General features: G+C 38.7%; 29 protein-coding genes and 2 tRNA genes. 16 read left to right on the forward strand and 15 right to left on the reverse strand.

The genetic code is table 11. The features are described 5' to 3' along the window. Nucleotides 1-28: 28 nt before the first annotated feature. From MKP09_RS07140 to MKP09_RS07155, 4 genes are all read right to left on the reverse strand, one after another. Entirely contained in the window at nt 29-847 is an 819-nt protein-coding gene (locus MKP09_RS07140) for an enoyl-ACP reductase FabI (RefSeq protein WP_240827067.1), read from the reverse strand. Between the two features lie 354 nt (nt 848-1201). Continuing rightward, nucleotides 1202-2029: a phosphatase PAP2 family protein gene (locus MKP09_RS07145; RefSeq protein WP_240827068.1), complete on the reverse strand. Its 828-nt coding sequence runs from the start codon at nt 2027-2029 to the stop codon at nt 1202-1204. 29 nt (nt 2030-2058) lie between these two features. Then, on the reverse strand, nt 2059-2751 hold the full coding sequence (locus tag MKP09_RS07150) for a DNA repair protein RecN (RefSeq protein ID WP_240827069.1): 693 nt from the start codon (nt 2749-2751) through the stop codon (nt 2059-2061). Then, nucleotides 2703-3713: an AAA family ATPase gene (locus MKP09_RS07155; protein WP_240827070.1), complete on the reverse strand. Its 1011-nt coding sequence runs from the start codon at nt 3711-3713 to the stop codon at nt 2703-2705. The genes MKP09_RS07150 and MKP09_RS07155 overlap by 49 nt, the downstream gene beginning before the upstream one ends. 264 nt (nt 3714-3977) lie before the next feature. Here MKP09_RS07155 and MKP09_RS07160 point away from each other — a divergent pair, with 264 nt between their 5' ends. The 3 genes from MKP09_RS07160 to MKP09_RS07170 all read left to right on the forward strand — a co-directional run bounded on the left by MKP09_RS07160 (nt 3978) and on the right by MKP09_RS07170 (nt 6382). After that, a complete protein-coding gene (locus tag MKP09_RS07160; protein ID WP_240827071.1) occupies nt 3978-4412 on the forward strand; it encodes a hypothetical protein in 435 nt (144 codons plus the stop codon). 193 nt (nt 4413-4605) lie between these two features. Then, nucleotides 4606-5028 carry a type II 3-dehydroquinate dehydratase gene (aroQ, locus tag MKP09_RS07165; protein WP_240827072.1) on the forward strand — a complete coding sequence of 141 codons (423 nt, stop codon included), beginning with the start codon at nt 4606-4608 and terminating at the stop codon, nt 5026-5028. Between the two features lie 118 nt (nt 5029-5146). Further along, complete coding sequence (locus MKP09_RS07170) at nt 5147-6382, forward strand: MFS transporter (protein WP_240827073.1); 1236 nt, start codon at nt 5147-5149, stop codon at nt 6380-6382. A 49-nt stretch (nt 6383-6431) separates the two neighbouring features. On the opposite strand, the gene MKP09_RS07175 is transcribed toward MKP09_RS07170, so the two are convergent. From MKP09_RS07175 to rfaE1, 3 genes are all read right to left on the reverse strand, one after another. Next, complete coding sequence (locus tag MKP09_RS07175; protein WP_240827074.1) at nt 6432-7385, reverse strand: glycosyltransferase family 9 protein; 954 nt, start codon at nt 7383-7385, stop codon at nt 6432-6434. A gap of 219 nt (nt 7386-7604) precedes the next feature. Next, on the reverse strand, nt 7605-8099 hold the full coding sequence (gene rfaE2 / locus MKP09_RS07180) for a D-glycero-beta-D-manno-heptose 1-phosphate adenylyltransferase (RefSeq protein WP_240827075.1): 495 nt from the start codon (nt 8097-8099) through the stop codon (nt 7605-7607). Then, nucleotides 8089-9078 (reverse strand): D-glycero-beta-D-manno-heptose-7-phosphate kinase, encoded by a 990-nt coding sequence (rfaE1, locus tag MKP09_RS07185; protein ID WP_262915146.1) that lies wholly within the window; start codon nt 9076-9078, stop codon nt 8089-8091. Before rfaE1 ends, rfaE2 begins: the two co-directional genes overlap by 11 nt. Before the next feature lie 125 nt (nt 9079-9203). Here rfaE1 and MKP09_RS07190 point away from each other — a divergent pair, with 125 nt between their 5' ends. Next, nucleotides 9204-10673, forward strand: coding sequence for a S41 family peptidase (locus MKP09_RS07190; protein WP_240827077.1), 1470 nt, complete (start codon nt 9204-9206; stop codon nt 10671-10673). Here MKP09_RS07190 and MKP09_RS07195 read toward each other — a convergent pair. From MKP09_RS07195 to MKP09_RS07210, 4 genes are all read right to left on the reverse strand, one after another. Next, nucleotides 10670-10906: a hypothetical protein gene (locus MKP09_RS07195; RefSeq protein WP_240827078.1), complete on the reverse strand. Its 237-nt coding sequence runs from the start codon at nt 10904-10906 to the stop codon at nt 10670-10672. The genes MKP09_RS07190 and MKP09_RS07195 overlap by 4 nt on opposite strands. Nucleotides 10907-10947: 41 nt before the next feature. Next, nucleotides 10948-12132: a M20 metallopeptidase family protein gene (locus MKP09_RS07200; RefSeq protein ID WP_240827079.1), complete on the reverse strand. Its 1185-nt coding sequence runs from the start codon at nt 12130-12132 to the stop codon at nt 10948-10950. Nucleotides 12133-12414: 282 nt separating this feature from the next. Further along, a complete protein-coding gene (locus MKP09_RS07205; protein ID WP_240827080.1) occupies nt 12415-12846 on the reverse strand; it encodes an SPOR domain-containing protein in 432 nt (143 codons plus the stop codon). Between the two features lie 138 nt (nt 12847-12984). Next, nucleotides 12985-13140 (reverse strand): hypothetical protein, encoded by a 156-nt coding sequence (locus MKP09_RS07210; protein WP_240827081.1) that lies wholly within the window; start codon nt 13138-13140, stop codon nt 12985-12987. An 85-nt stretch (nt 13141-13225) separates the two neighbouring features. On the opposite strand from MKP09_RS07210, the gene MKP09_RS07215 reads away from it, so the two are divergent. The 5 genes from MKP09_RS07215 to MKP09_RS07235 all read left to right on the forward strand — a co-directional run bounded on the left by MKP09_RS07215 (nt 13226) and on the right by MKP09_RS07235 (nt 14999). After that, the gene (locus tag MKP09_RS07215) at nt 13226-13822 is read left to right on the forward strand and encodes a glycosyltransferase family 2 protein (RefSeq protein ID WP_240827082.1); all 597 of its coding nucleotides are present in this window, start codon (nt 13226-13228) and stop codon (nt 13820-13822) included. 137 nt (nt 13823-13959) lie between these two features. Next, a complete protein-coding gene (locus MKP09_RS07220) occupies nt 13960-14190 on the forward strand; it encodes a hypothetical protein (RefSeq protein ID WP_240827083.1) in 231 nt (76 codons plus the stop codon). A 273-nt stretch (nt 14191-14463) separates the two neighbouring features. Further along, a complete protein-coding gene (locus MKP09_RS07225) occupies nt 14464-14703 on the forward strand; it encodes a hypothetical protein (protein WP_240827084.1) in 240 nt (79 codons plus the stop codon). 90 nt (nt 14704-14793) lie between these two features. Continuing rightward, nucleotides 14794-14869, forward strand: a tRNA-Gly gene (locus tag MKP09_RS07230). A 44-nt stretch (nt 14870-14913) separates the two neighbouring features. Next, nucleotides 14914-14999 (forward strand) — tRNA-Leu (locus MKP09_RS07235). A gap of 403 nt (nt 15000-15402) precedes the next feature. Here MKP09_RS07235 and MKP09_RS25615 read toward each other — a convergent pair. The 4 genes from MKP09_RS25615 to MKP09_RS07255 all read right to left on the reverse strand — a co-directional run bounded on the left by MKP09_RS25615 (nt 15403) and on the right by MKP09_RS07255 (nt 18519). Then, the gene (locus MKP09_RS25615) at nt 15403-16368 is read right to left on the reverse strand and encodes an FAD-dependent oxidoreductase (protein WP_262915147.1); all 966 of its coding nucleotides are present in this window, start codon (nt 16366-16368) and stop codon (nt 15403-15405) included. Continuing rightward, on the reverse strand, nt 16356-16805 hold the full coding sequence (locus MKP09_RS25620; protein WP_262915148.1) for an FAD-dependent oxidoreductase: 450 nt from the start codon (nt 16803-16805) through the stop codon (nt 16356-16358). Before MKP09_RS25620 ends, MKP09_RS25615 begins: the two co-directional genes overlap by 13 nt. Before the next feature lie 342 nt (nt 16806-17147). Beyond that, complete coding sequence (locus tag MKP09_RS07250; protein WP_317235270.1) at nt 17148-17930, reverse strand: sugar phosphate isomerase/epimerase family protein; 783 nt, start codon at nt 17928-17930, stop codon at nt 17148-17150. A 70-nt stretch (nt 17931-18000) separates the two neighbouring features. Further along, on the reverse strand, nt 18001-18519 hold the full coding sequence (locus tag MKP09_RS07255) for a DinB family protein (RefSeq protein WP_240827086.1): 519 nt from the start codon (nt 18517-18519) through the stop codon (nt 18001-18003). 215 nt (nt 18520-18734) lie between these two features. Here MKP09_RS07255 and rpmB point away from each other — a divergent pair, with 215 nt between their 5' ends. From rpmB to MKP09_RS07290, 7 genes are all read left to right on the forward strand, one after another. Further along, nucleotides 18735-18971, forward strand: coding sequence for a 50S ribosomal protein L28 (gene rpmB, locus MKP09_RS07260; protein WP_240827087.1), 237 nt, complete (start codon nt 18735-18737; stop codon nt 18969-18971). A 20-nt stretch (nt 18972-18991) separates the two neighbouring features. Then, nucleotides 18992-19180 (forward strand): 50S ribosomal protein L33, encoded by a 189-nt coding sequence (gene rpmG, locus MKP09_RS07265; RefSeq protein WP_240827088.1) that lies wholly within the window; start codon nt 18992-18994, stop codon nt 19178-19180. A gap of 52 nt (nt 19181-19232) precedes the next feature. Continuing rightward, complete coding sequence (locus tag MKP09_RS07270) at nt 19233-19406, forward strand: DUF4295 domain-containing protein (RefSeq protein ID WP_240827089.1); 174 nt, start codon at nt 19233-19235, stop codon at nt 19404-19406. 247 nt (nt 19407-19653) lie between these two features. Continuing rightward, nucleotides 19654-20559, forward strand: a complete 906-nt coding sequence (ftsY, locus tag MKP09_RS07275; RefSeq protein ID WP_240827090.1) for a signal recognition particle-docking protein FtsY — start codon at nt 19654-19656, stop codon at nt 20557-20559. An 840-nt stretch (nt 20560-21399) separates the two neighbouring features. Continuing rightward, complete coding sequence (locus MKP09_RS07280) at nt 21400-24615, forward strand: SusC/RagA family TonB-linked outer membrane protein (protein WP_240827091.1); 3216 nt, start codon at nt 21400-21402, stop codon at nt 24613-24615. A gap of 180 nt (nt 24616-24795) precedes the next feature. Further along, nucleotides 24796-26253, forward strand: a complete 1458-nt coding sequence (locus MKP09_RS07285) for a RagB/SusD family nutrient uptake outer membrane protein (protein WP_240827092.1) — start codon at nt 24796-24798, stop codon at nt 26251-26253. Nucleotides 26254-26312: 59 nt separating this feature from the next. Continuing rightward, nucleotides 26313-26375 (forward strand): hypothetical protein, encoded by a 63-nt coding sequence (locus MKP09_RS07290; protein ID WP_394801042.1) that lies wholly within the window; start codon nt 26313-26315, stop codon nt 26373-26375. The last annotated feature ends 2 nt before the right edge of the window (nt 26376-26377 follow it).

The raw sequence follows: 26377 nt of genomic DNA on the forward strand, positions 1-26377 counted from the left end.
GTAAAGTATTTTTAAATATAGTACTTAATTATGCTCCTCCCATTGCTTCCAATACTTTTGGCGTTACGCCTGTAAAGCTAAAGCCGCCGTCATGGAAAAGGTTTTGCATAGTAACATACTTGGTCAGGTCACTAAACATTACGGCTACGTAATCAGCGCAGGCCTCTGCTGGTGCATTTCCCAGCGGACTCATTTTTTCTGCATAGTTAATAAAGCTGTCAAAGCCTTTAACGCCGCTGCCTGCAGTAGTTGGCGTAGGAGATTGAGAAATAGTATTGACACGTACTTTCTTTTTCTCGCCGTAGTAATAACCAAACATTCTTGTTACACTTTCAAGCAAAGCTTTGGCATCAGCCATTTCGTTATAATCCGGAAACACACGTTGCGCCGCAATGTACGTAAGTGCTACCACGCTGGCGTGTTCGTTTAACGCATCCAATTCCCATGCTGTTTTTAATATTTTATGCAGGCTCATCGATGAAATGTCGAATGTTTTTTGATTCCATTCGTAATTCATTTCAGTATAATGTTTACCTTTTCTTACGTTCAGTCCCATACCTACAGAATGTAAAATGAAATCGATTTTGCCGCCAAAATGTTCCATCGATTTTTCGATCAGATTTTTCAGATCATCCAGGTTGGTAACATCTGCACCAATAACGGGAGCATTGCCGCATTCAGCTGCAAGCTGATTAATTGCGCCCATTCTTAATGCAACGGGTGCATTCGTTAGTACTATTTCTGCTCCTTCAGCATAACATTTTTGTGCAGTTTTCCAGGCAATGGATTTTTCGTCCAGCGCACCGAATATAATTCCTTTCTTTCCTTTTAAAAGATCGTAAGCCATAATAAAAAATTAGGTGGTAAATGTAAGAATGATTTTTGATTTACGGTTTGTGAATTGTGATTTGGATTATAACATTTTTTAAGTCGACAGTAAATATATGTCATCTGTGTTGCGTCGCACTTTTTAACAGCAGTACATATCTGATCCTATATAAACGACAATAAGCCTCACATCGCCCGATCGTTCGCGGTCTGACAAAAACAGTAAGTCTCAAGCTGATCTGTAAGACCTTCCAGGTTTTAAAAATCTGGAAGGTCTCTTTATCGTCGTTTAAATAAGATGAGTGATATTCTACAGTTGAAGGGAGCGTCGCAATACCGATGCTATATGTTATTTGCTGACTTAATAAAAAATCTAACGAAAAGTAGGCAATATGCGATGTTTTTTATTTCCGGCTGCGTACACAGCTTTGGTAACAAAATGCCCTAAAGCTGCGCCAATCAAGACATCGCTGGCCCAATGCCGGTTGTGGTAAATGCGCGATACCGCTGTAAGGGATGCTATCGAATAAGCAACGGGCGCAAGCCATTTTTCTTTTGGAAACTCCTCTGCCAGCGCGGTGGCAAGTGTAAAGGCTATCGCCGAATGTGCCGAAGGAGTTGAAGTATATTTATTTTTACTAAATGGAAGCGCATAGTTGTAAGGATTGTTAGTGGCATCTGGGCGTTGCCGGCGAATGATGTTTTTTGAAACCAGCGTAATAACAGACGTGATTGCCATGGCTTTGCTGCCTCTTAAACCAATGCTTTCAATATGTTTATTTTGGGTTATTAAACCGGATGTGTAAACAACAGGAAATATTAAAAGCCCGTAAAAATCTCCAACAGGTTCTACAACATTAGCCACACTATTTGTGAAATTATTTTGATTGTGAAGGAAGACGCTTTTTATTTGTTTATCGAAAATCATCAAAGTGCCGACACCGCCCATAACTGCTGAAAGCCTGATCCAGTCTTGCTTTTGCCAATGAAGTGGCTTTTTTACCACATCTAATCCATCTTTAAAACCATCAATAATAAATTCCTTATTCAGTGTTTCGTAGCGTTGACTGATGGGCAAACTATCACTGGAAATGATTGTATCTGTCTGTGCTGTTGCTGAAATATATGTAGTGTAGCTGAACAATAAAAAGCAGCAAAGCCTGCGTAAGAGAGAGGATTTAATAGAAGGAATAAAATTCAATAGTAAAAAGTTGAGTTTATATATAAATTTTAATGCTGAACCATTTCCCTTGCATTCTCTAATGCAGCGGTGGTGGGCTTTTCTCCGCCAAGCATTTTAGCAATTGCTGTGATTCGTTCATCTATATCCAGTTGTCTGATATTTGTTTTTACTTTATCGCTTTTCAATTCCTTATAAACAAAGAAATGTGCATCGGCTTTACCCGCTATCTGTGGTTGGTGAGTGATGCAAATGACCTGTCTGTTCGCAGCCAGCGTCTTCATAATTGCTCCAACCTGTTTGGCTGCTTCGCCAGAAATGCCTGTATCTATTTCGTCAAAAATTAATGTAGGCATATCCATCTTTTCGGCTACAAGGCTTTTGATGCAAAGCATTAAGCGGCTCAATTCGCCACCACTCGCTACTTTTCGAACTGGTTTGAACTGCCCGCTTTTGTTAGCATCAAATAAGAATTCAATATCATCTATTCCTGATAATGAAGGGGCTTGCGGTGTAACAGATACTTTTAAAACGGCGTTTGGCATTCCCACTTGTGCCAACATTTGGTTTACCTTTTTCTCAAAAGAAGGGATTTGTTTTTTCCGAGCCTGTGATATTTTTTCACCAAGATCTACTACGTTTTTTTCAAATGTGCCGGTCTGTTTTTCAAGTTGAGCAATCTGGTCACCAATATTTAAAACAGCCTGTAATTTTTCTTCAAGCTTATTTTGAATGTTGAGCAATTCGTTGGTAGATTGAACGCCATGTTTTTTTGTAGCTTGTAGCCAGCCGACATCCGCCCGTTCAGTTCATCAATCTTCTCTGCATCATAATTAATTTGATCGCTCATGCGTTCCAGCTCAGAAGCAATATCGCTCAACTCAATTTGAGCGCTTTGCAACCTGTTGTTAATTTCTGGAAGATCTTTATGAAAATCGGTATAACTGCTAAGCAGGTTGGTCAGACTTTTTAGTTGCTGCGTTATAGGCTGTTCGCCTTCAGCTAGTTCACCGTAAACCCTGTTCAGTGTATTTTTGATGTCTTCGGCATTAGAAAGCATTTTTAGTTCTGCATCAATTTCTTCCAGCTCATTTTCCTTTAGATGTAACGCAGCTAATTCATCGTATTGAAATTCGTTATAATCGCTTTCTTTTTCAAACTGTTGCTGTTGTTGTAAAAGTTCGTCAAGTGCTTTCTGGCTTTGTTTCCATTGTTGATAACCCGATCGGTAAGAGTTGACAAGCTGCTGCGTGTCGGCCAGGGCATCAATCACATTTATCTGAAACTGATTGTCACTTAAAGAAAGTGTGTCAAATTGCTGGTGAAGATCTACCAACAATTGGCTAAGCTGGTGCAATTGCCCAAGGTTTACCGGCGTGTCGTTAATAAAAGCGCGGCTCTTCCCGGATGTTGCAATTTCCCGCCTTACCACCAATTGTGGTAACTCGTCAAGGTCGTTATCTTTTAAAAATTGAAGAATAAGACTGTTCTTTTCCGCCTGGAAAAAACCTTCGATCACACATTTTTTTTCTTTGTTTACTAAAGCGGTGGTATCAGCTCTTTCGCCCAAAATCAGGTTTAGTGCGCCAATGATAATAGATTTTCCTGCTCCGGTTTCGCCGGTAATTATATTCATGCCTTTTGAAAAATAAATTTCCAAAGCATCAATGATTGCGTAGTTATTTATAGATAAATGTTGTAACACTTCGCAAATTTAGTGATAAGAACATTTCGCGATAATAAGAAGATTTTTTTGCCGCGAATGCACGAATAATATGAATAGTTTAATACTGAAAGGATAATACAAATACACGATTAATATTGATGATTTATCACTAAAAGATAATACAAATGTGCTTTGTCACCTATTCGTGCATTCGTGGCAGAGATTCACTTAGGCACTCGTGGCAGAGATTTTCTTAGTTTTTGCGTTCGCCCTTTGTAAATTAGCAATCTTATAAAATAATTATTGGATAAGATTTATCATATTAGCGGATATAATTTAAAAGCAAATCTTCAACCACACACGGTACATTTGGTGGCCAATTATGCATTAAGAGCGGCAATGCGTAAAAGCCTGAAAAATGTAGAGGAATTAGCTAAACACGCTTTAAGCGATCATAAGGCAATATATGGTGAACGCTTAGGAATAACTGTTAACTCTTTGGTTACGGAGATATTGGGCCATGCATATGCCTATAAAATATTGCTGGGCATCCGTAAAATAGGGGAGCCGGCCATTATCAAAAAGCTTTCTTTACATGCGTGCAGTATAGATTGCGGTGATAAAGCACACGACAGTAACCGTTGGTTTTGGGATATGTGCGGATATTTTAAACCATTGCTATTTTTTTCAGGCGATAATTTTATACTTTGCAATAAATGTCTGAACCTGAATTTATAAGATTAAAAGATTTTGAGAATATGCGTTTTGTTTCTATCTATACAATCCAAAAAATCATTTCAGTCCAGGTTCAGACAATTATTAAAACACACTCATGAAACGCCCACGATAAATTTTCTCACACAGGGAATGTATATGGCGTTCCATCCGACCAAAAAAATCGCAGCGAAGCTGCAAATAAAAAAATATACGGATGAAAATTGCAATCATCAACGGACCTAATTTAAACCTGCTTGGTCAAAGAGAGCCGGGTATTTATGGCTCCGATAGTTTTGAAAGTTTTTTTGAAAAACTAAAAGCACAATATGCTGATATTTCTTTTGAATATTTTCAAAGCAACGTAGAAGGTGAACTGGTAAATGCTTTGCAGCAATATGGCAGCGAAGTAGATGGTATTGTTTTGAATCCTGCGGCCTACACACATACTTCTGTTGCCATTGGAGATTGCATCGCTGCTATAAAAGCGCCGGTTGTAGAAGTGCATATCAGTAATGTACACGCAAGAGAAGAATTCAGAAAATTGTCTCATGTAAGTGGGAAATCTGCCGGTACTATTTGTGGACTTGGGCTGGATGGATATAGATTGGCGGTGGAGTATTTTTTAAATAGAAGTTGACAGAGGCCGGTTGACAGAAAAGCGACGTTTAAAAAACTCTATTTTTTAAAAATGCTTTAAGATTAACATGGCTGTCATCCGTCAACTATCAACTGTCATCTTTTTTAAAGACTAACGAATGCAAGCTAATAACAAAACTGTTTCCATTTTCAACCTTACCGTTGTTGTAGCTGCGCTTGGCTACTTTGTAGATATTTATGATCTGCTGCTTTTTGGTATTATACGTATTCCAAGTTTAAGGGAAATGGGTCTTACGACCGATCAGATAACAACTGATGGCGAAAGTATTCTTTCCTGGCAGATGACGGGTTTAATGCTGGGCGGCATTTTATGGGGCATTGTTGGCGATAAGAAGGGTAGGAGCAGTGTGCTTTTTGGTTCTATATTATTGTATTCATTAGGCAATATTGCTAATGGTTTTGTACAAACAGTTGAACAATATAAATGGATTCGTTTTGTGGCGGGCATTGGCCTTGCCGGGGAACTGGGCGCAGGGATTACATTGGTGGCAGAAATGTTACCTAAAGAAAAGCGGGGTATCGGCACTTCGATTGTTGCCGGGTTTGGCATAACCGGCGCGGTTGCTGCTTTTTTCATTAAGGAAAATTTTCATTGGCGAACCTGCTACTTTATTGGAGGTGGATTGGGCCTGGCTTTGCTGGCGCTTCGCGTGTCGGTGCTTGAGTCGGGCATGTTTAAAACCATGAAAGAAAAAGCGGTAAGCCGCGGCAATATTTTTATGTTGCTCAACAACCGCGACAGATTTGTGCGCTATATACAAAGTATTTTAATTGGTGTACCTACCTGGTTGGTGATAGGAATATTGATTATGTTCAGCAAAGAGTTTGGTAAAGAATTTGGTATTACTGAAAACATTGACCCCGGCAAGGCTATCATGTTTTCTTATGCCGGATTGGCTGTTGGCGATGTAACCATAGGCTTAGTGAGTCAGTGGTTAAAAAGCAGGAAAAAAGCTTTGTATGTTTTTTATGCGCTTACGGCTTTGTTTATGATTTTGTATTTCACCATTCAGTGGAACGGTAGTGCTTTTTTAATGTATGCATTATGTACCGCGTTGGGATTTGCATCTGGCTTTTGGGCCATTTTTGTAACAATTGGTGCAGAGCAGTTTGGTACAAATTTACGTGCTACCGCGGCCACCACTATTCCCAATATGGTTAGAGGAACTGTGCCTTTAATGCTAATGTTGTTTCAATTTTTAAGAAGTTTGCCCGGTGTTGGTTATATAAACGGCGGTATTTATACCTGTGCAATTGTGTTTATATTATGCACCATTGCGGTGATCACTTCAAAAGAAACTTTTCATAAGGATCTGAATTTTGAAGAGAAGTAATGTTGGCAAGTAGGGAATAGCGAGTGGTTAGTAGGATTTGTCCCACTTACTATTCTCCACTTCCTACTTGCTGATTAGCAAACTGAACAATCTCTTTTTCATCAATCTCATTCATACATCTAAAATGTCCAAGCGGACATTTCGGTAATCCATACTTGGAGCAAGGCCTGCAACTGATATTTACTCCTGCTGTTAAAGATTTGTCTATTTTATAAGGCTGAACACCCAATAGTTCGGGTACTGTACTTCCCCAAATGGATGCAATAGGTTTGTTAAAGGATTCGGCAATATGTGTAAGGCCTGTATCAAAACCAATAATAGAATTGGCTTTAGATACAAGAAATACCGATTCGTCTAAACTCGTTGCTCCGCAAGCGTTATACACTTTTTCACCGACTGCTGCAGCAACAAAATCTCCGTTTGGTTTCACATCGTTTCCGCCCAATAAAATAACAGGCTGCTTTAGCTCTTTACAAATGGAAATAATTTTTTCATTAGGCATACGCTTGGTGAAATGTGCCGCACCAATGATAAAAGCGACATAACCATTTTGATGTGATGCTGGTAAAAGTTTCGATAACTGATGGTCTTTTTTGATAAAATAATCGATCGGTTTATTATCGTTTACAATACCTAAAGGCGCGGCAGCATTTAAATATCGATCTACCAAATGTATGGGCGGAACTAATTGTTTTCTAAGTTTAAGACTTAGCCATTTTCGAATGGTTTGCTTTTTATATGTGTAAGATTTTATGCGGGTTCTTAATTTGATAATGCGTGTTCGTAAATTGCTGTGCAGATCAATAATGCAATCATATTTTTCGCTTTTTATTTCTTTGATGGTGTCGTTAAGCGATTCTTTAAGCAACAATAGTTTGTCAACATAAGGATTGCCTTCGTAAATATATTGGAATTGTGGCTTGGTAATAAAATGTACCTCAACACCCGGTAACTGTTGTTTTAAGCAGCGAACGACTGGCGTTGTGTAAATAACATCGCCCATAGAGCTAAAGCGGATGACTAATATTTTTTTGGATGATGAGCCAAGTTAATAGGATTGATGACTAAGAGAAGTTGCGCAGCCCCGAAGGGGCTGAACGTAAATATCCGGCAGTGGTACTGCCGTTTTGCGCCGTTTATGCAGGTTGATAGTAGTACTGAAGCTGACGCTGTGCGACGCAACGTAGATGCCATATAATCAAATGCCCGGCTCATAAAAACCTCATGAAGATTTTATTTTTTCAATAATATTTGTCGATGAAAGCCCCTTTACAAAAGGCATTATTTTTACTTCGCCGCCATTGGCTATTACTTCTTTTGCGCCAACAATGTTTTCGATATTATAATCGGCAGATTTTATCAACACGTCTGGCAATAGTTTTTCTATTAAAACGATGGGCGTGTCTTCTTCAAAAAGCACAACGGCATCTACAAATTGTAACGCGGCTAAAAGTAAAGCGCGATCACGCTCATTAATTATTGGACGGCTTTCGCCTTTTAATCTTTTTACGGACACATCGGCGTTAAGCCCGATAATGAGTCGGTCGCCGTTATCATGCGCCTGCATCAGCGATTGTACGTGACCTGCATGCAATATGTCAAAAACGCCATTTGTGAATACTACTTTTTGACCTTGCGTTTTCCACTGCGCACGTAAAATAGCGACATCTTTCAACAACATAATTTTGCTGCGTATATTTTGCACACTATTGCTCATGCGTATCAATTAATGATAAAATTTCATCAATGGTTACAGCAACGCTGCCTACTTTGCTTACCGCAATAGCTGCCGCATAATTGGCCAGCTCGCAGGCGGTAGGTAAATCGACACCTAATGCAATAAAATATCCCAATGACGCAAATACAGTATCTCCGGCGCCTGTAACGTCAAACACTTCTTTAGCTTTTACTGAAAAATGTTGTTGCTTTTTTTGGGAAATTAAAGAAATGCCTTCTTCTGACCTGGTAACTACCAAATATTGCGACTTTGTTTTTGTGATCAGTTTTTTTGCTGCTTTGATCAGTTCTCCTTCGCTTTCTATTTTTTCATGGTTTGTTGCTTCCGTAAGCTCCCTTTTGTTAGGCTTTATCATCCAGGCGCCTGCATATTTTTCGTAATGGAGTCCTTTAGGATCAACGATCACTTTTTTGCCTGCTTTATTGCAAAGGCCGATTACTTGTTGTGTAAAGCTTTTAGTAAGAAGCCCTTTGTTATAATCCGAAAGCATTACTATGTCGGCACGGTTTATTTTTCCTGTGATCTTTTTTAAAAGTTGTTGTTCAATTTCTTCACCTACATCAGTTGTTGTTTCTCTGTCTACACGCAACAACTGATGCGTACCTGCCATGATACGGGTTTTGAGCGTACTTGGCCTTGATTTATCAGTTATAACTGATGTGGCATCTATTTTTTCTTCTTTAAGTTGTTGTAAAATAACTGGCCGCATCGCATCGTTGCCAGTAACCCCACAAATAGTTACATGTGCATTCAGTTTGAAAAGATTTTGGGCAACGTTGGCTGCTCCACCCAGGGTTATAGTTTCGTTCTTTACGGCAACAACAGGCACAGGCGCTTCGGGCGAAATGCGGCTGGCGCTCCCACACACATATCGGTCGGCCATAATATCGCCAATAACCAAGATGTGAGGTTGTTTTTTTGAACGGGAAAGTGATAGTATTTCTTTTTTATGAATCATGTGCTACAAATAGTTGCGCTAAAGTAAAGCATTTGTATTTTTTAAAGAAAGATGATTTTGTTTATGCGCAATACGGGATTATTAAAATAATAAAATATTATCCTACCTTTCAAAAAAATCTGTACATGTTAACCAAAAAATGGGTGTTGTTTCCTGTTTTGATACTGCTAACTATAGTGTCTTGTAGTAAGCCGGATGATGTGACACCAGCAAAACCGGATCCTGAACCGGAGACTGTAAACCCTTTAGAAAAATTAGCAGATTCAATTTATAATTTTACTAATGAAGTGTGGTATTGGAATACCAAAATGCCTAATTATGGTGCATTTAATCCAAGGCAATATATTGGAAAAGATGAGGTAGTGACTGCCAATAATATAATGGAAGCTTTAAATAAGTATGAAGCAAAAGATATTTTTAGTTATGCAACAACTTATGAACAAGGAAATCTAAACCAGTCAGGAGAGGATATCGATTTTGGTATGTTAATACAACCCGCTTTTACAAATAGCGGAACACAAATAGAGTGGTTTGTTGCATATGCTTATGCACAATCAGATGCAGGATTGGCAGGCGTAAAAAGAGGTTGGACTGTCTCTGAGTTTGATGGATTAAATATGAAGGCTGTAAATCAGGCTCAGTTTGACGCGCAGGTGGATAAGTTTAATGAAATTTATAATGGATCTTCGCCAGGCAAATCTGTTGTTGTGAAATTCTTGAAACCCAATGGAACTTCTCAAACAACAACTATCACTTTGAAGAAGTTCAACGCCAATCCTATTTTGTTTTCAAATGTCAGGGAATATAATGGTAAGAAAGTAGGGTATCTTGTTTTTAATAGATTTTATTCAGGTCTCTCATCGAGAACAGAAATAGAACAAGCAATAACTGATTTGCAAAATCAAAATATTAATGAGCTGATATTAGATTTAAGGTACAACGGCGGTGGGGCAACGCTTACTCAAGACAAGTTGACGAATCTCATTGCGCCTGTAAGTGTAGGAAATAACAAAAATACTATGTATGCTTACGATTACAACGACCAACTTGAAGAAGGTGATAGTAAGAAATATCCATGGCTAAATGGGAAATTTGGTTTTCCTAACGATTATTTTAAAGATAATGTTGTGAATTTTGAAAAAACAAATACATTAAATCTTTCCAGGGTTTTTATTATTACCACAGGTAATACTGCTTCGGCCAGCGAACTGCTTATTAATAATTTAAAAGGAATTGATGGATTTGCCGTTCACCAAATAGGAAGCACCACTTATGGTAAACCGGTTGGCTTCTTTGGAATAGATTTTATGGATAAAGTAACTATTTATCCTGTTTCTTTTAGAACATTGAACGCTAAAGGTATAACTGATTATTACGATGGCATTACACCAGAGAAAGAGGTTGGTGATGGATTAACAAAAAATTGGGGAGACGAAGCTGAAGATTGTTATGCTGCTGCAATATCTTTTATAACAGATGGTAACTATCCTGTAACGACATCAACAGTTGCGCGTAGAGCCATACCCAAATTTAAAAATATGGATGTTAAGAAATTGCAGAAAAATAACAAGCGTAATAATATGATTAAAAATTAACGCTTTTTGTCTTTCTTTAAAAAGCTGAAGAAGCATCTTGATTTAGACTTTAAACTATCAGATTCATTTTTTTGTAGAGCAATTTTTCTTTTTGGATGCTTAGTCATGTTAGCGTCTATTTCTTCCTGATGTTTAATATAATCTTTGGCTGATTTAAATTTTGTGGTATCTGTTTGGGCATTTGCATTGTTAACAGAAAAAAGTATGACAACAGCTAATAGTATTGCTTTCATTTTAGTTTTTTAAATAGACGAAATAAATCCTGATTAGTTTGCTACCATTTTTCAACTGAAGCGCCCAGCCAGGCCATCATGCCCATTCCTATTTCTATAGCCTCTTCATTAATGTCGAAAACAGGCGTGTGTACATTTCTTATATCGTCAGGGTTGCTCATTACACCTAAACGATAAAAACAACCGGGAATTTTTTGCGTGTAATATCCAAAATCTTCTGCACCCATTCGTATTTCGGTTTCCTCCACATTTTCCGCACCCATAAAATCAATAGCTTTTTGAGAGGCTATATTAGTAAGTTCCTCGTTATTAAAAACGTTTGGATAGCCTACATCAATATGCAAATCCAATTCTCCACCCATGGAAGTTACCAGATTGTTCGAAATGGTTTTTATAATTTCATGTGCTTCAAAGCGCCAGGCTTCGTCCATGGCTCTGAACGTACCCATCAATTTTACTTCGCCTGGAATAACATTGGTTGTGGTTCCGCCATTAAATGCTGTTATCGAAAGAACTGATGGATGTAGCGGATTTTTTCTTCGGCTGATTACCTGTTGTAATGCTATAACCAAATGCGATGCGATAAGAATAGGATCTATACATGATTGGGGCGCTGCGGCATGTCCGCCTTTACCTTTGATAATGAAATATAATTCATCTGCACTGGCCATTACTTTACCCGACCTGAAACTTACTTTTCCGGTTGGTAGTGCCGGATGCACATGTAGCCCGAAAATAGCGTCAGGTGCAGGGTTTTCCAGCACACCTTCGTTAATTAATAAACTGGCGCCGCCGGGATTTTTTTCTTCGCCTGGTTGAAAGATCAGTTTGATTGTTCCTTCCCATTCCTCTTTAAGTTCATTTAATATTTTTGCCGCACCCAGCAGGCAAGTTGTATGCACATCATGACCGCATGCATGCATAATGCCTTCATGTAAAGATTTATAAGACACATCGTTGGCTTCCAATATCGGTAAAGCATCCATATCAGCGCGAAGGGCTATTACTTTCTTGTCAGGATTTTTGCCCTTTATCAATCCAATAACACCTGTTTGCGCCTTTATTTCAAATGGAATATTTAATTCAGATAATTTGCTTTGGACAAAAGCAGATGTTTGAAATTCCTGATAACTTAATTCGGGATTTGCATGAAGATGACGCCGCACTTCGATAAATTCCGGCGCGTATTTTTTGCAAGGGATTGTATCTTTCCAATCATCTGGCAAACGTACAGAAAATTGGTAGAAAAAATTAGCTAATTAGCCAATGTGATGATGTGATAATGAATGAGAAGTTGACAAGACAAGCGAGTGGGGGAAATGGCGAGTAGCGAGTGGGAGAAAGTTAAGAAGTTACAGGGACGAAGCAGGGCGACCCCGAAGGGGTCGAATGTAAATGACCGGATGCAAAGCTTCCGGCAGGCGACGAATATATAGGATGAGTTATATTCTACAGTTGAAGAGTGCGACGCAAGACCGATGAATAATGTTTATAGCCGGGCCAATAAATTAATCATCTGATTCGCTTTCATTAGGATTTACTTCTACTGTATCATTCATAATAAAAATGCTGCCTGGGAACATGGACGACAATCTTTTTTGATAAGATTGCGCATCATTGCGAGAGGTGAAATTGCCGGCTTTAACCTTGTAATAAGGCGCCTGGTACCACATGTATGCTTTTAACTCTGGAAAATTGCTTAAGATTTTAGTGCGGGCAGAAATGGCTTCAGCACGGTTATTACTACTTATTACCAAAAGTCTGTAACCTTTAGCAGTTCTGCGCCTGGCTATATTTCGTGTGGAAAGATCATTTGCTTCTCCTTGCTTTTTAAGCATGATGTCGATGCGTGGGTCTTTATAAACATTGACGGTGCTAACGGTTTGAGCTGATAAACTCATCGTCAACCAAAAGGAACATGCAAATAATACGCTTTTCATTATCTTTTTATTTATTCTTCTTAGATTAGTTTTATCCTTCAAACGTTGCGCCAAAATTAATATAACAGGCCTAAATTGAATATTAAAACATTTTTTATGATTGATATTACCGAAACAATTGGCTACACAGCGACTGTATTATTGGTTATTTCCTTTTTGCCACGCCAGGTAAAGTATATAAGGATGATTAATTTTTTCGCCTGTCTGGCTTTTGTCGTTTATGGTATTATGCTTGGGCTTAAATGGCCTATCGTTATAAGTAATGGTATAATAGCCATCATCCAGTTGTATCATTTATTTTTTAACAAAAAAATAGTAAGGAAAAGGCTGTGTAAGTGATGCAAGCTGGCAAGTTCCCTATTTTTGCTTCTTTACAAAAATGGAGCATCCATCAGTAGCAATAGTTATTTTAAACTGGAATGGTAAAAAATACCTTGAGGAGTTTTTGCCTCATCTGGTATTGTCTACTTATTCTAATTACAAAATTATAGTAGCAGATAATGCTTCAACAGACGATTCGGTATCTTTTCTTCAGCAATCTTATCCGACGATTGAGCTTATCCGGCTTGATGAAAATTATGGTTTTGCTAAAGGTTATAACCTGGCGTTACAGCAGGTGCAATCTGATTATTATATACTGCTTAATTCTGATGTGAAAGTTACGCCAGGCTGGATAGAGCCAATGCTTGAATTGCTGGAAAATGATTATAATATTGCGGCTTGTCAGCCTAAAATGTTATCCTACAATCATCCGAAATTTTTTGAGTACGCAGGTGCGGCTGGCGGGTGGCTGGATCATTATGGGTATCCATTTGCAATGGGCCGTGTATTTGATGTTTCTGAAGAAGACAGAGGCCAGTATGATGTAGCCCGGCCGGTCTTTTGGGCAACTGGTGCTGCGCTATTCATCAGGTCTGAAGTATTTCATAAAGCCGGGGGATTTGATAATTATTTTTTGCGCACCAGGAGGAAATAGATCTTTGCTGGCGCATACAATTATTGGGGTATAAGATTTATAGTTGTCCCTCATCGGTTGTTTACCATATAGGAGGAGGGACTTTGCCCAAAGGAAACTCTTTAAAAACTTATCTGAATTTTCGTAACAACAATATCATGATATATAAAAACATGCATGGTTTGCGAAAATTGTATGTGTTAATAGCAAGAGGTTTTCTGGATTCGGTTTCTGCTTTTAAAAGTTTATTGAAAGGAGACAGCGGATATTTCGTAGCGGTGTTTAGTGCTCACTTATCTTTTATGAAATGGATAGTGTGGGATAGAAAAAGAGTGTTTTTCCTGAAACAAAAACCGGACAGCTGGAAGGTTTCTGGCGTAAAAGTGTAGCCTGGGCGCACTTTGTGAAAGGAAGGGATAAGTTTTCTGATTTAGTAAACCCTCTTTACAATTCAAAAAAGGAAAACAGAAAGTAAACCAGTCCATAGTATTTTTATTGGCCCAGCTGATGAATAAGTGGCATCGGTATTGCGTCGCACTATTCATCGTCCCGATTATAATAGCATCACCATTTTATCGGCAATAATCCATACGAAAAATGTTATGTTTTTATGTGATTATTTTTAAGCTGTTTCCTTTATTTTTGCAGCACAATATTATTACATGGAACCACTTGATGTAGAAAAAATAAAAGAACAGGAGTATCAGGAAAGCTTAAAGAATTATGAGAAGAAAGACTTTGGCCAAAGTTGGGTTAGAGCATCTGCATATATTTTTTATTTAAGTATTGCCTGCTTCTTTTTAATGACATGGGGTGGTTGTTACAGGCTTTATACCAAGAAGTTTGAAAAGCCGGAAGTGCACATTCAAGAGAGTACTTTATATACCCCTAAATACAAATAATTTTTCCGAAAATTATTTTGAGATAAAATCAAATCCCCTTATTTTTGCATCCCCTTTCGGAATAAGGGTTACAACAAAAAGTTCTTTTAAGCGGAAGTAGCTCATTTGGTAGAGCACGACCTTGCCAAGGTCGGGGTGGCCGGTTCGAGCCCGGTCTTCCGCTCCAAAAAATCCTCTCTTCAGAGAGGATTTTTTTGACGAGTTCCGTCGGCCCTGGTGGTGGAATTGGTAGACACGCAGGACTTAAAATCCTGTGGGCAGCAATGTCCGTGCGGGTTCAAGTCCCGCCTGGGGCACAGAAGAGCCTTGTAATCAATTGATTTACAAGGCTTTTTTATTTTGTGTGTGTCGTTTTTGTGTCAGTTTTTTACGCTTATACCCTCATTTTTTGACACTCAAAAGACACACGAACATGAGCCAAATGACACGCGGGGTTGCAGACGCCCCAAAAAAGAGGGATTTCCATGTATCCCAATCCCAGTCTGTATTACAGCAAAAAATTATCCAACATTTGACACGCTTGTCTGTCGGCACTGAAGGAGAACGGAACCGGTACAGTACTTTATGGTGCCGGGCACGACATATATTGCGACACTCGAAGGGAGAATTTTTAATACAGGTTCAGACAAAAAGGCCGCTGCGAAAACCTCTCGCAGCGGCCTTTTTATTAATTCGTAATTTGTAACTCGTAATTCAGTATTACAAATGAATCGCTTCACCGTAAGCCACTTCAATGGCGTCTTTCACGCTTTCGCTAATTGTTGGATGCGGATGAATAGCGTTCAATACTTCATGATAAGTAGTTTCTAACTTGCGGCCTACAACGGTTTCCGCAATAATTTCGGTAACGTTGTAACCAATCATGTGCGTGCCCAGCCACTCGCCATATTTAGCATCAAAAATCACTTTTACAAAACCTTCGGTATGGCCTGCTGCACTTGCTTTGCCGCTTGCGCTTAATGGAAATTTACCCACTTTCACTTCATAACCCGCTTCCTTCGCCTTAGCTTCTGTAAAGCCAACGCTTGCTACTTCAGGATAGCAATAAGTACAACCCGGTACATTGTTGTAATCAATTGGTTCAGGCTGGTGCTTGTATTTTCCTTCAGCTTTAGCAATCGCTTCTACGCAAATAATCGCTTCTTTGCTGGCAACGTGTGCCAATGCCTGGCCAGGAACACAATCTCCAATGGCATAAACGCCGGCGACATTTGTTTTATAAAATTGATCAACGTTGATTTTGCCTTTTTCAGTTTTTACACCAACAGCTTCAAGCCCGATACCTTCAATGTTAGCAGCAACGCCTACAGCGCTTAACACCACATCAGCTTCTAATACCACTTCGCCATTCGCTGTTTTTACTTTCGCTTTTACGCCATTGCCCGATGTATCAACAGAAGTAACTTCGCTGTTCACTAATACATCAATGCCTTGTTTTTTGAGGCTCTTTTCAAGTTCTTTTGAAATATCTTCATCTTCCACCGGAACAATGCGGGGCGAAAATTCAATCACCGTAACTTTTGTTCCAATACTATTATAAAAATAGCCAAACTCAATACCAATTGCTCCGCAGCCTACAACAATCAAGCTTTTAGGTTGCTGTGGCAAAACCATTGCTTCGCGGTAGCCAATAATTTTTTTACCGTCTTGTTTTAATGCTGGCAACTCTCGACTGCGCCGCCCGTTGCAATAATAATATGTTTGCCTTCTACAATTTGTGTTTTTCCGTCAGCGCCTTTCACTTCAACCTGGCCTTTAGCTTTTAAACTGCCAAAGCCCATTACCACATCAATTTTATTTTTGCGCATCAAAAACTGAACACCTTTGCTCATTTTATCTGCCACTCCACGACTGCGTTTTACGATCGCCTCAAAATTGGGCTTACCACTTGCTTCAATTCCAAAATCCTGCGCATGCTTAATATCATTATAAACCTGTGCACTTTTCAATAAAGCTTTGGTAGGAATACAGCCCCAGTTCAAACAAATACCGCCCAGGCTTTCCTTTTCAATGATCGCTGTTTTCAAACCCAGTTGCGATGCGCGAATAGCCGCAACATAACCACCCGGGCCACTGCCCAATACTACTACATCATATGCCATTGTGATAAATTTTATATTTTAATTTGATAGTAAGAATTTTTGTTTTCCAGCTAATGAACCTTACTCATCTGCCTTGCCACGCTCGCTTGTACTTTAGAATATATATCAGCCTACATAAACGACGTGAAATAAACCCTGCGAATTTAGCTCAATTACATTAAACCGCAAAAGGAGCAATTAGTTGTAATATTTATTAGAAATTAAAAAATGATCAAATACGAAATGCTCAATTGTTGCCGAAGGCAAACTTTGCTGACAAATTTTCTCACGGAAAGCACTAATGAACACAGAAGTTTTATTTTCTGTGTCATTCTGCGCTTTATGTGAGAACCTTATTTGTTACTAATCCTGATGTAATGCTTTTTTCCATTGCTCTTCAATAGTTTTTTTAGCCAATGGCAATTCTGTTTCCAGGTCTTTAAATCTGCATTCCAAAGCAATTTTCCCTTTGTAACCTATTTTTTGAAAGGCTTTAAAATAGGGTGTAAAATCGTCGCCCGCAACGCCGGGAGCTGAGCGTGTTTCTTTTTCGCCAATATCGCAATGGTAAACTAATGAACCACCGTCAATGATAACGCTGGCTGGTTCATTTTCCCTCATCATGTGATAAATATCAACACATATTTTATAATTAGGATGATTAACGGCGCGGGCTACTTCAATACATTCGGCAACGGTATTTAAGAAATTGCATTCCAGTTTATTTTGGCTTTCCAGCGCCAGCACAATATTGTATTTAGCAGCAAGAGGTGCCAGTTTTTTACCAATGGAAACAAATTGTTTAAAGGCCGAGTCTTTACTAAAACCTTCAGGTATCATCCGCGAAGCGCCGCTTCCAAAAACAACTAATGGAATTTTCAGTTCACGGGCTCTTTTAAAAACTGTTTCAGCATAATTAATAATACGTTGTTCATTTACCTCAGGCCCGGTTGTTTTTATGCTGCCGGGGATAAAAACATTAATTGCCGAAATTTTTACTTCGGGGTTGCTGATGTTTTTTGCAATTGTATATAAAGAGTCGGGTTGCAACGGTTTTATAATTTCCGATACTGTTGGTTGTATGAAATCATAACCGGCTTTTTTAACCAGCGACGCTTCGTCAAGATTGGCACAAACACCGAGAATAGGGACTTTTTTTGAGCAATACCATTATGAGCGAAAAGAAAAAGTAATCCTGATAGAACGAAATATCTCATTAGTCTTGATTTATATTGTATTTGTTGATTAATATATTTTGATGATGCATGAAATGCCCGGCTACAATATAAGCCCAACAAAAAGTTTTTATGAGGTTTTCTCCAACAAAACCAATTCTGAGCAGGTCTTCTTCTGTAAAGCTCTGGAAAAGCATTACCGTTGTTCTTCTCACTAATATGGTTTCTTCGATCAAACTGGCGAGGCTTCTATTTGCCACTTTTGCCAAGTCGGCGTATGCATTTTGTTCAAAACCGGGCAAATGTTGTTGTTCGCCGCGGGCATGGCAAAGCGCCCGGTAAGCAAAAATGCGTTCAGTGTCAATGCAATGTTGTAAAACTTCTTTTACGGTCCATTTACCTTCATCGTATGCAAAGTCTGCCTTGGATTCTGGAATGGATTGTAGAAATGTTGTCAGTTCGATAAGTGACTTACTGAGCATTGTTTTTGTATTGGCTTCTTTTACCTGCTCCACATACGGTTGGTAAAAGGAAGGATAATCTGTAGGTTGGGGCTGCATTTTTTATGGATAAAAATAAGTTGAAAAGTTGATAAGTAGTGAATAGTGAATAGTCAATGGTCAATGGACTGTCAACGATGCCACATATTCTACTGTTGAACGGAGCGTCGCAAGATCGATCAGTTATGTTGTTCAGCTGAGTCAAAAAAATCTATAAAAAAGTGATGGAGTTTATGATAAAATTCACTTACCTTTGCAGTCCTAAAAAAATTATTATGGCAAGAGTATGTCAGGTTACAGGTAAAACGCCGATAGGAGGGAATAAGGTATCGCACTCTAACATTAAAACTAAGCGTAGATTTTTACCAAATTTACAGAAGAAGAAGTTTTACCTTGTTGAGGAAGATAAATGGATTACATTGAAATTATCTACTGACGCTATCCGCACCATTAATAAAAACGGCCTGTACTCTGTAGTAAAAGAACTGCGCGCGAAGGGCGAAAAAATCTAATTTTTTAAAAGCATTATACCATGGCAAAGAAATCGAAAGGCAACAGAGTTCAGGTAATATTGGAGTGCACCGAGCACAAAACCAGCGGGATGCCTGGTACAAGCCGTTATATTACCGTAAAAAACAAAAAGAACAATCCTGAAAGATTAGAGTTGAAAAAGCTCAACCCGATCTTAAAGAAAGTGACTGTTCATAAAGAAATTAAATAATTATTGATTTGAGATTTGAAATCTCAAATTTAAAATTTCAAATTATAATACAATGGCAAAAGCAGCTTCAAAAAATGCGAAGGTAAAAGACGCCAAAGCAGCAGCAGAAAGTAAGAACTGGACTAAAGTGATCCGTGCGGTGCGCAGTCCTAAAACAGGTGCTTATACTTTTAAAGAGCAAATTGTTCACAAAGAGAAAGTAAAAGATTTCTTAGCTCAAAAGTAATTTTGGCTTCACAATAATATTAGCAAAGCTATTCGTAAACTGCGGATGGCTTTTGTTGTTTGAAGCCGCTTTTATTTCACACAAAGTGCGCAAAGAATGAGGCTTGTTCTTCGCAAACAAAGAACGCAAAGTTTACCCTCGGCAAAGCACTAAATTCAGCATTTAATATTCAACATTCAATATTCAGAAGAATGAGTTTTTAAAAAAGATATTTGGTAAAAAAGAGAAAGAGACGCTCGATCAGGGCTTGCAAAAAACCAAGGAAGGTTTTTTAAGTAAGATCAGTAAAGCGATTGCAGGGAAAAGCACTGTTGATGAGGAAGTGTTGGATAACCTGGAAGAAGCCTTAGTGAGCGCTGATGTAGGCGTAGAGACCACTGTACGCATTATCAATCGAATTGAGGAAAGAGTGGCGAGAGATAAATACATGGGCACAGGAGAGCTGAACCAAATACTAAAAGAAGAAGTGGAGAAAATTTTGGTGGATGCGCCAGAATCGACCAGTTATACTTTTGACAGTGAAATGCCTGCTAAGCCATATATCATTTTGGTTGTGGGTGTAAATGGAGTTGGTAAAACAACAACGATTGGCAAGCTGGCTCATAATTTTAAAAATGCCGGCAAGTCAGTATTGTTGGGCGCTGCGGATACTTTTCGTGCAGCTGCAGTTGATCAGCTCACCATATGGAGCGAGCGCGTTGGTGTTCCAATTGTAAAACAACCAATGGGCAGCGATCCGGCTGCTGTTGCTTTTGATACGGCTCAAAGTGCCGTAAGCCGAAACAGCGATGTTGTTTTGATTGACACCGCCGGACGCTTGCACAATAAAGCACATTTAATGGATGAACTCAATAAAATTAAAAGAGTGATCCAAAAATTCATTCCCGATGCGCCGCATGAAGTTTTGTTAGTGCTTGATGGTTCTACCGGGCAAAATGCTTTGGAACAAGCCAAACATTTTACCGCCGCTACCGATGTTACCGCCATGGCCATCACAAAATTAGACGGAACGGCTAAAGGCGGCGTGGTGCTGGCTATTGCCGATCAATTTAAAATTCCTGTAAAGTTTATTGGCGTTGGCGAAAAAGCAACGGATCTTTTAGTTTTTGATAAGCATGAATTTGTAGATAGCTTGTTTAATTTGCAATCGTAATTATTAAGTAGCTAATCTAAAATGCATTCAGTAACCTGGGTTTCCAAATTTTCGGAAATTAAATCCAGTTCAGCATAAAAACAATATTGACTTACATTAAAGTAACTGTCAGGGTATCTTAAAGTAAGATGGCCTTCAGCACTAAGTCCGCAGGAAACGATACATGCTTTGCTTAAGTTTACTTTATTTCGGATTATTTCTTCGGCTTCTTTAAATGTATACTTGATATATTTCCTTTGATATTGGATAAAAAGTATTTCCAAGATTATTATTTAATACATCAGGAATGCTTAAGATTTTTTTCTTTAGTAAGCTCTTGATTAATGGATAGATTGCTGGAGTAGAATGGAGACTGTTGGTTGTCGATCATTTCTACTTCATTCTATTTGATAAGATTCACTCATCAGTAAGACATATAACGGTTGGTAAATATTGGCATGGTTTTAACGGTAAAAATAAGATTGCTATTGTCAAGCCACGAAAATAAAAAAATTATAAGCCATATTTAATAGGTTGCTTGCACATCGGCGTACAGTGAAAAATTATAAAGCCCTACTGATCACGTAGATGTTTGCCCTTACAAAGATGAGATGATATGTTTTTGTAATAGATTGAGATAATTCTAAATCTATACGACTCAGTATTGGCAAGGGTTACGTGTTTGCCAATCATTTGCCGTTAAGTTTTTATTAGCCTTTTATTATCGATTGGTTAATTCATGTTTACAACAAAAAAACTCCGGCTTCTGCTATTATTTTCGCCGCGCTTCGGAAAACTTCTGACAGATAATGTAGCAATCACGCCCGTTTCGTGATCTATTCTTCACATAAAAACTAAACCATGATGAAAGGAATTCTATGTATTCTACTTTTTGCGGCGTTCGCTGCAAATGCTCAGAACGAGTTAAAGAAAATTAATGGCACTATTAAAGACGATCAGTCGCTTCCCATTGCAGGAGCTACAGTTTTTAATATGGTCAGAAACCAATCTGCGCTTAGCACAAATCAAGGTGCATTTGCAATCGATGCTGCCGTGGGAGATTCTCTGCTAATAACTATGATTGGCTATAATGACTTTACCCTAATTGTAACAGCAGAAAGCATTTATGATGCAAAGTTGACAAAGAAAAATGAAGCGATGGATGAGGTTATTGTAGTAGGTTATGGTACACAACGTAAGGTGAACTTAACCGGTGCTGTTGCACAGGTAAGTGGTGAAGTGCTTGAAGACAGGCCTGTAGCCAATATTACACAGGCTTTGCAAGGCGCTGTACCCAATGTTAATATCACCTTTGGAGACGGGCGGCCGGGAACGGAAGGTGGGATTAATATACGCGGTAATACATCTATCAATGGTGGTGGCAGTCCTCTTATTCTTATTGACGGAGTGCCCGGTAATCTTAATAATATTAATCCTCGTGATGTTGAAAATATATCTGTACTGAAAGATGCTGCATCAGCTGCTATTTACGGAGCACGTGGCTCTTTTGGTGTAATACTCGTTACTACCAAAAAGGCTAAACGAGGAAAAATGACCATTAACTATTCTAATAATTACGGGTGGGCCGGACTTACAACGAATACAGATTTTATAACAGATGGATACACTTCTGCAATGCTTAATGATGAAGCGTTTTTAAGAGCTACAGGAAACACTTACACACGTTATACTGAAGAAGATTATGAAGAATTAAAGAAGCGGCAAACGGATAAATCTTTACCTGACGTTGTTATTAGTAATCGAAATGGAAAGGATCAATATGTATACTACGGAAGCACAGATTGGTGGGATGTAATGTTTCGAGATTGGCAGCCTTCACGCGAACATACAATCAGTATTAACGGCGGTTCTGAAAAAATAGATTTCTTGATATCTGGTAGAATGTATAGTAAGGATGGTGTGATGCAAATCAATCAGGACCGTTTCAACAGTTATAATTTCAGGGCGAAGATAAATGCAAGAATATCTGATAAGTTAGAATTGTACACCAATACTTACTTTAATACTAATAAATATACTTATCCAGGTTGGGGCTATAACAGCAATTTTGTATCCATCACAGTACATGCTTTACCTTCTTACGTACCGGTAAACCCCGATGGTACCGCTACTTACAGAACAGAGCTAAATAATTATACAATTGGCGATGGAATTTATGCGGATCTTTTATACGGCAAGTCGAAAGGAGAAGAAAAAGAATTTGAGTTGATCAATATGGTTGGTGCTACTTATAAGCCGCTGAAAGGAATGGAAATAAATGCTAATTATTCTTATACGTTTAATCCAACTACAACCATGCAACGGCGTGTAGCCTCGCCATGGTCTATTTTTCCAGGCGTTGTAAGCTATGTAGGGAACGATTATCTTAATGAGTTTGTAAGCAACAGACAGTATCATGCTTTGAATATTTATGGAAGTTATGCGAAGAGCTTTAGTGATCACAACTTTAAGCTGATGCTGGGTTATAATCAGGAACTTCAAACCTTCAAGCAGATTACCGGCAGAAATACGGATTTGCTTTCTGTTGATTTGAATGACTTTAATTTGGGTACCGGGCAGCCTACCTTAGACGGCAACGGAAATGAGTGGGCTCTAATGGGCTATTTTGCAAGATTCAATTACGATTATAAAGGAAAATACTTGTTGGAGTTTAACGGGCGTTATGATGGATCATCAAGGTTTCCTAAACATACCCGTTTTGGTTTGTTCCCTTCTATATCTGGTGGATGGCGGGTTAGTGAAGAAGACTTTTGGCAAGGCATAAAGCCTGTTGTCAACGAACTTAAACTTCGCGCTTCTTACGGTTCATTGGGTAACCAACAGGAAGCTGCAGTTTATTATAGGGAATTGCTAAGAACTGGTACCTTAGGTTATATCTTTGAAGGGGCACGTGCGCAATACTTATCATCTCCAATTCCAATACCTACTAATCTTAACTCAAACGTTGAATCTGGCAGCGTTGGTTGGGAACGGTCGCAATCGACAGATATTGGTATAGATCTGGGCTTATTGAAGAATAGGCTTACCCTTACTTATGATTGGTATGTCAGAAATACATTAGGTATGTTGATTCCTGGAAAAACAGTCCCTGCGGTCTATGGAGCTCCTTCGCCTAAAACTAATGCTGGAGATTTGCAAACTCGCGGATGGGAATTACAAGTTGGGTGGAATGATACCCGTCAGTTAGGTGGAAAATCTTTTGGATATAGTGTCAGCATTGGATTAGCAGACTATAAGGCAAAGATTACAAGGTTTGATAATCCACAAGGTTTATTAAACAACTACTATGTCGGACAGGAAATAGGGGAGATCTGGGGTTACAGAATCGCCGGATATTTTAAGACAGATGCCGAAGCTACCGAATACCAAAAAACAGTAAACCAAGATTTTGTTAATAAGCAAAGGCTTTCTGCGCCTGGCGACTGGTCTAAGTTGCAAGCCGGTGATATAAAATTCATAGATGTAAATGGCGATGGCATTGTTAACAATGGAAAAAATACACTTGATGATCATGGTGATTTGGTAAAACTTGGAAACAAGCAACCTCGTTATACTTATGGGGCTAATCTTGGTGCTAATTGGAATGGCTTTGATTTATCAGCTTTTATACAAGGCATCGGAAAACAAAACTGGTATCCCGGTAATAATTCAGATAAATTCTGGGGGCCTTACTCAAGGCCTTATTATTCCTTCATTCCGGAAGATTTTCCTGACAAAGTTTGGAGCGAAGAAAACCCTGATGCTTACTTTCCTAAATTAAGAGGTTATGTAGCACTAAATGGAGGTGGTGAACTCAACGTAATCAATGATAAATATTTACAAGATCTGGCTTATGTAAGATTAAAGAATCTTACAATAGGATATTCGTTACCTGCCAATTTACTATCACGAGCAAAAATTACACGCTGCCGTATCTATGTAAGTGGTGATAATATTTTCACCAGAACGAAGCTGGAAACAGATTACATCGATCCCGAGCAGGCTGCTGCTGAAGTAAATGGAAGAGTTTACCCCATTAGTAAAGTGTTTTCATTTGGCCTTGACCTTTCTTTCTAACTCATTAAAAAATTAGATTATGAAGCTAAATATTGTATTATCTATAATTACAGCCGTTATTATTTTCAGCTCTTGTAAAAAAGGCTTTTTAGATAGAGAACCTCTTGCAGAAATTAGTCCAGATAATTTTTTAGAACTGCTAAAGATCTGGACTTATACACGAATTCATTTTATTCAGTAATGCCAAGTGCAGAAGGCATTTATAATGAAGATGATGACAATGTAGTAAAAACCAGCTTAGGTGATTTACTTACCGGCAATCGGGTTGTACCGGTGTCTGGCGGCGGATGGAACTGGGACGCATTGAGAAATATCAATTATTTTTTAACCAATTATAAAAGGGTAGAAATTCCCGGAGCAGCGCATTATGCAGGTGTAGCCAGATTATTCAGAGCTATATTTTATTTTGATAAAGTTTCTTCTTTTGGAGATGTTCCGTGGTATGGTAGTGTAATCGATTTTGAGGACACTTCTTTACTAAATAAAAAGAGGGATCCGCGTACATTAGTAATGGATAGTATACTAGCAGACTTGGATTATGCTATCGAGAATATGAACACATTGGAAAGTGTAGAAAAAATGACCAAGTGGACGGCGCTCGCTTATAAATCGAGGATATGTTTGTTTGAAGGTGCCTTTAGAAAATATCATACTGAATTTAATCTGCCTGGCGCTGATAAGTTTTTAACTGAAGCGGCGGAAGCTGCTGAAGAATTGATAGATAGCAAAACTTATACAATTTATACCAGCACACCAGATAAGGCTTATTTGGAATTATTTTCATCGATGAGTGCAAAAGAAGAGGAAGTGATATTGACTAGAAGATTTAGCAACGACTTGCAGATATGGCATAATGTAAACTATTATACAATTACCGCTTCTTATGGCCGTCCAGGTCTTGAGAAAAAATTAGTAAATAGTTATTTGTTAAAAGACGGATCCAGATTTACTGATAAGCCGGATTATAATACCATTCCTTTTGTGGAAGAAGTGCAAAACAGAGATCCTCGCTTATCTCAAACCATTCGCACGCCGGGCTATACACGAATAGGCAGCACTACGGAACTGCCGCCAGATTTTACCGGAACAATTACCGGGTATCAGTTAGTGAAATTTGTTACCTCAACAACGGAAGATTCTTACAACAGGTCTTACAACGATATGCCAATTATGAGATATGCCGAAGTGTTGCTCAATTTTGCTGAGGCAAAAGCAGAGTTGGGTACGCTTACGCAGGCCGATTTAGATAAGTCGATCAAATTGCTTCGCGATAGAGTAGCTATGCCAAATATGAACCTTGTGTCGGCAAATGCTGATCCGGACGATTATCTTGCAGATCAATATGTAAACGTTACAGGAGCCAACAAAGGTGTGATACTTGAGATTCGTCGCGAAAGAAGAATTGAATTGGTTATGGAAAGTTTTAGAAGAAATGATCTGATGCGCTGGAAAGAAGGGCATTTATATACCGAGCAGTTTAAAGGAATGTATTTTGCGGGTGTTGGGCCTTATGACCTGGATGGCGATGGCGATACAGACGTATATATTTACACCGGAACTAAGCCAACGGAAAAAGGGCCGCAATATCTGAAGTTGGGCAGTGAAATTTTATTAGAAGGCAACACAAGTGGGGGCTGATTTTAATAAATCCGCAAATAACAAAAAAGTTTAACGAAGCCCGCGATTATCTGAACCCGATACCGGTACAAGAAAGGCAGTTAAATCCAAATCTGGATCAAAATCCTAATTGGGAAAAATAGAC

It is taken from the genome of Paraniabella ginsengisoli, from assembly GCF_022513635.1.
In the GTDB taxonomy this organism is placed as follows: Bacteria; Bacteroidota; Bacteroidia; order Chitinophagales; family Chitinophagaceae; genus Niabella; species Niabella ginsengisoli.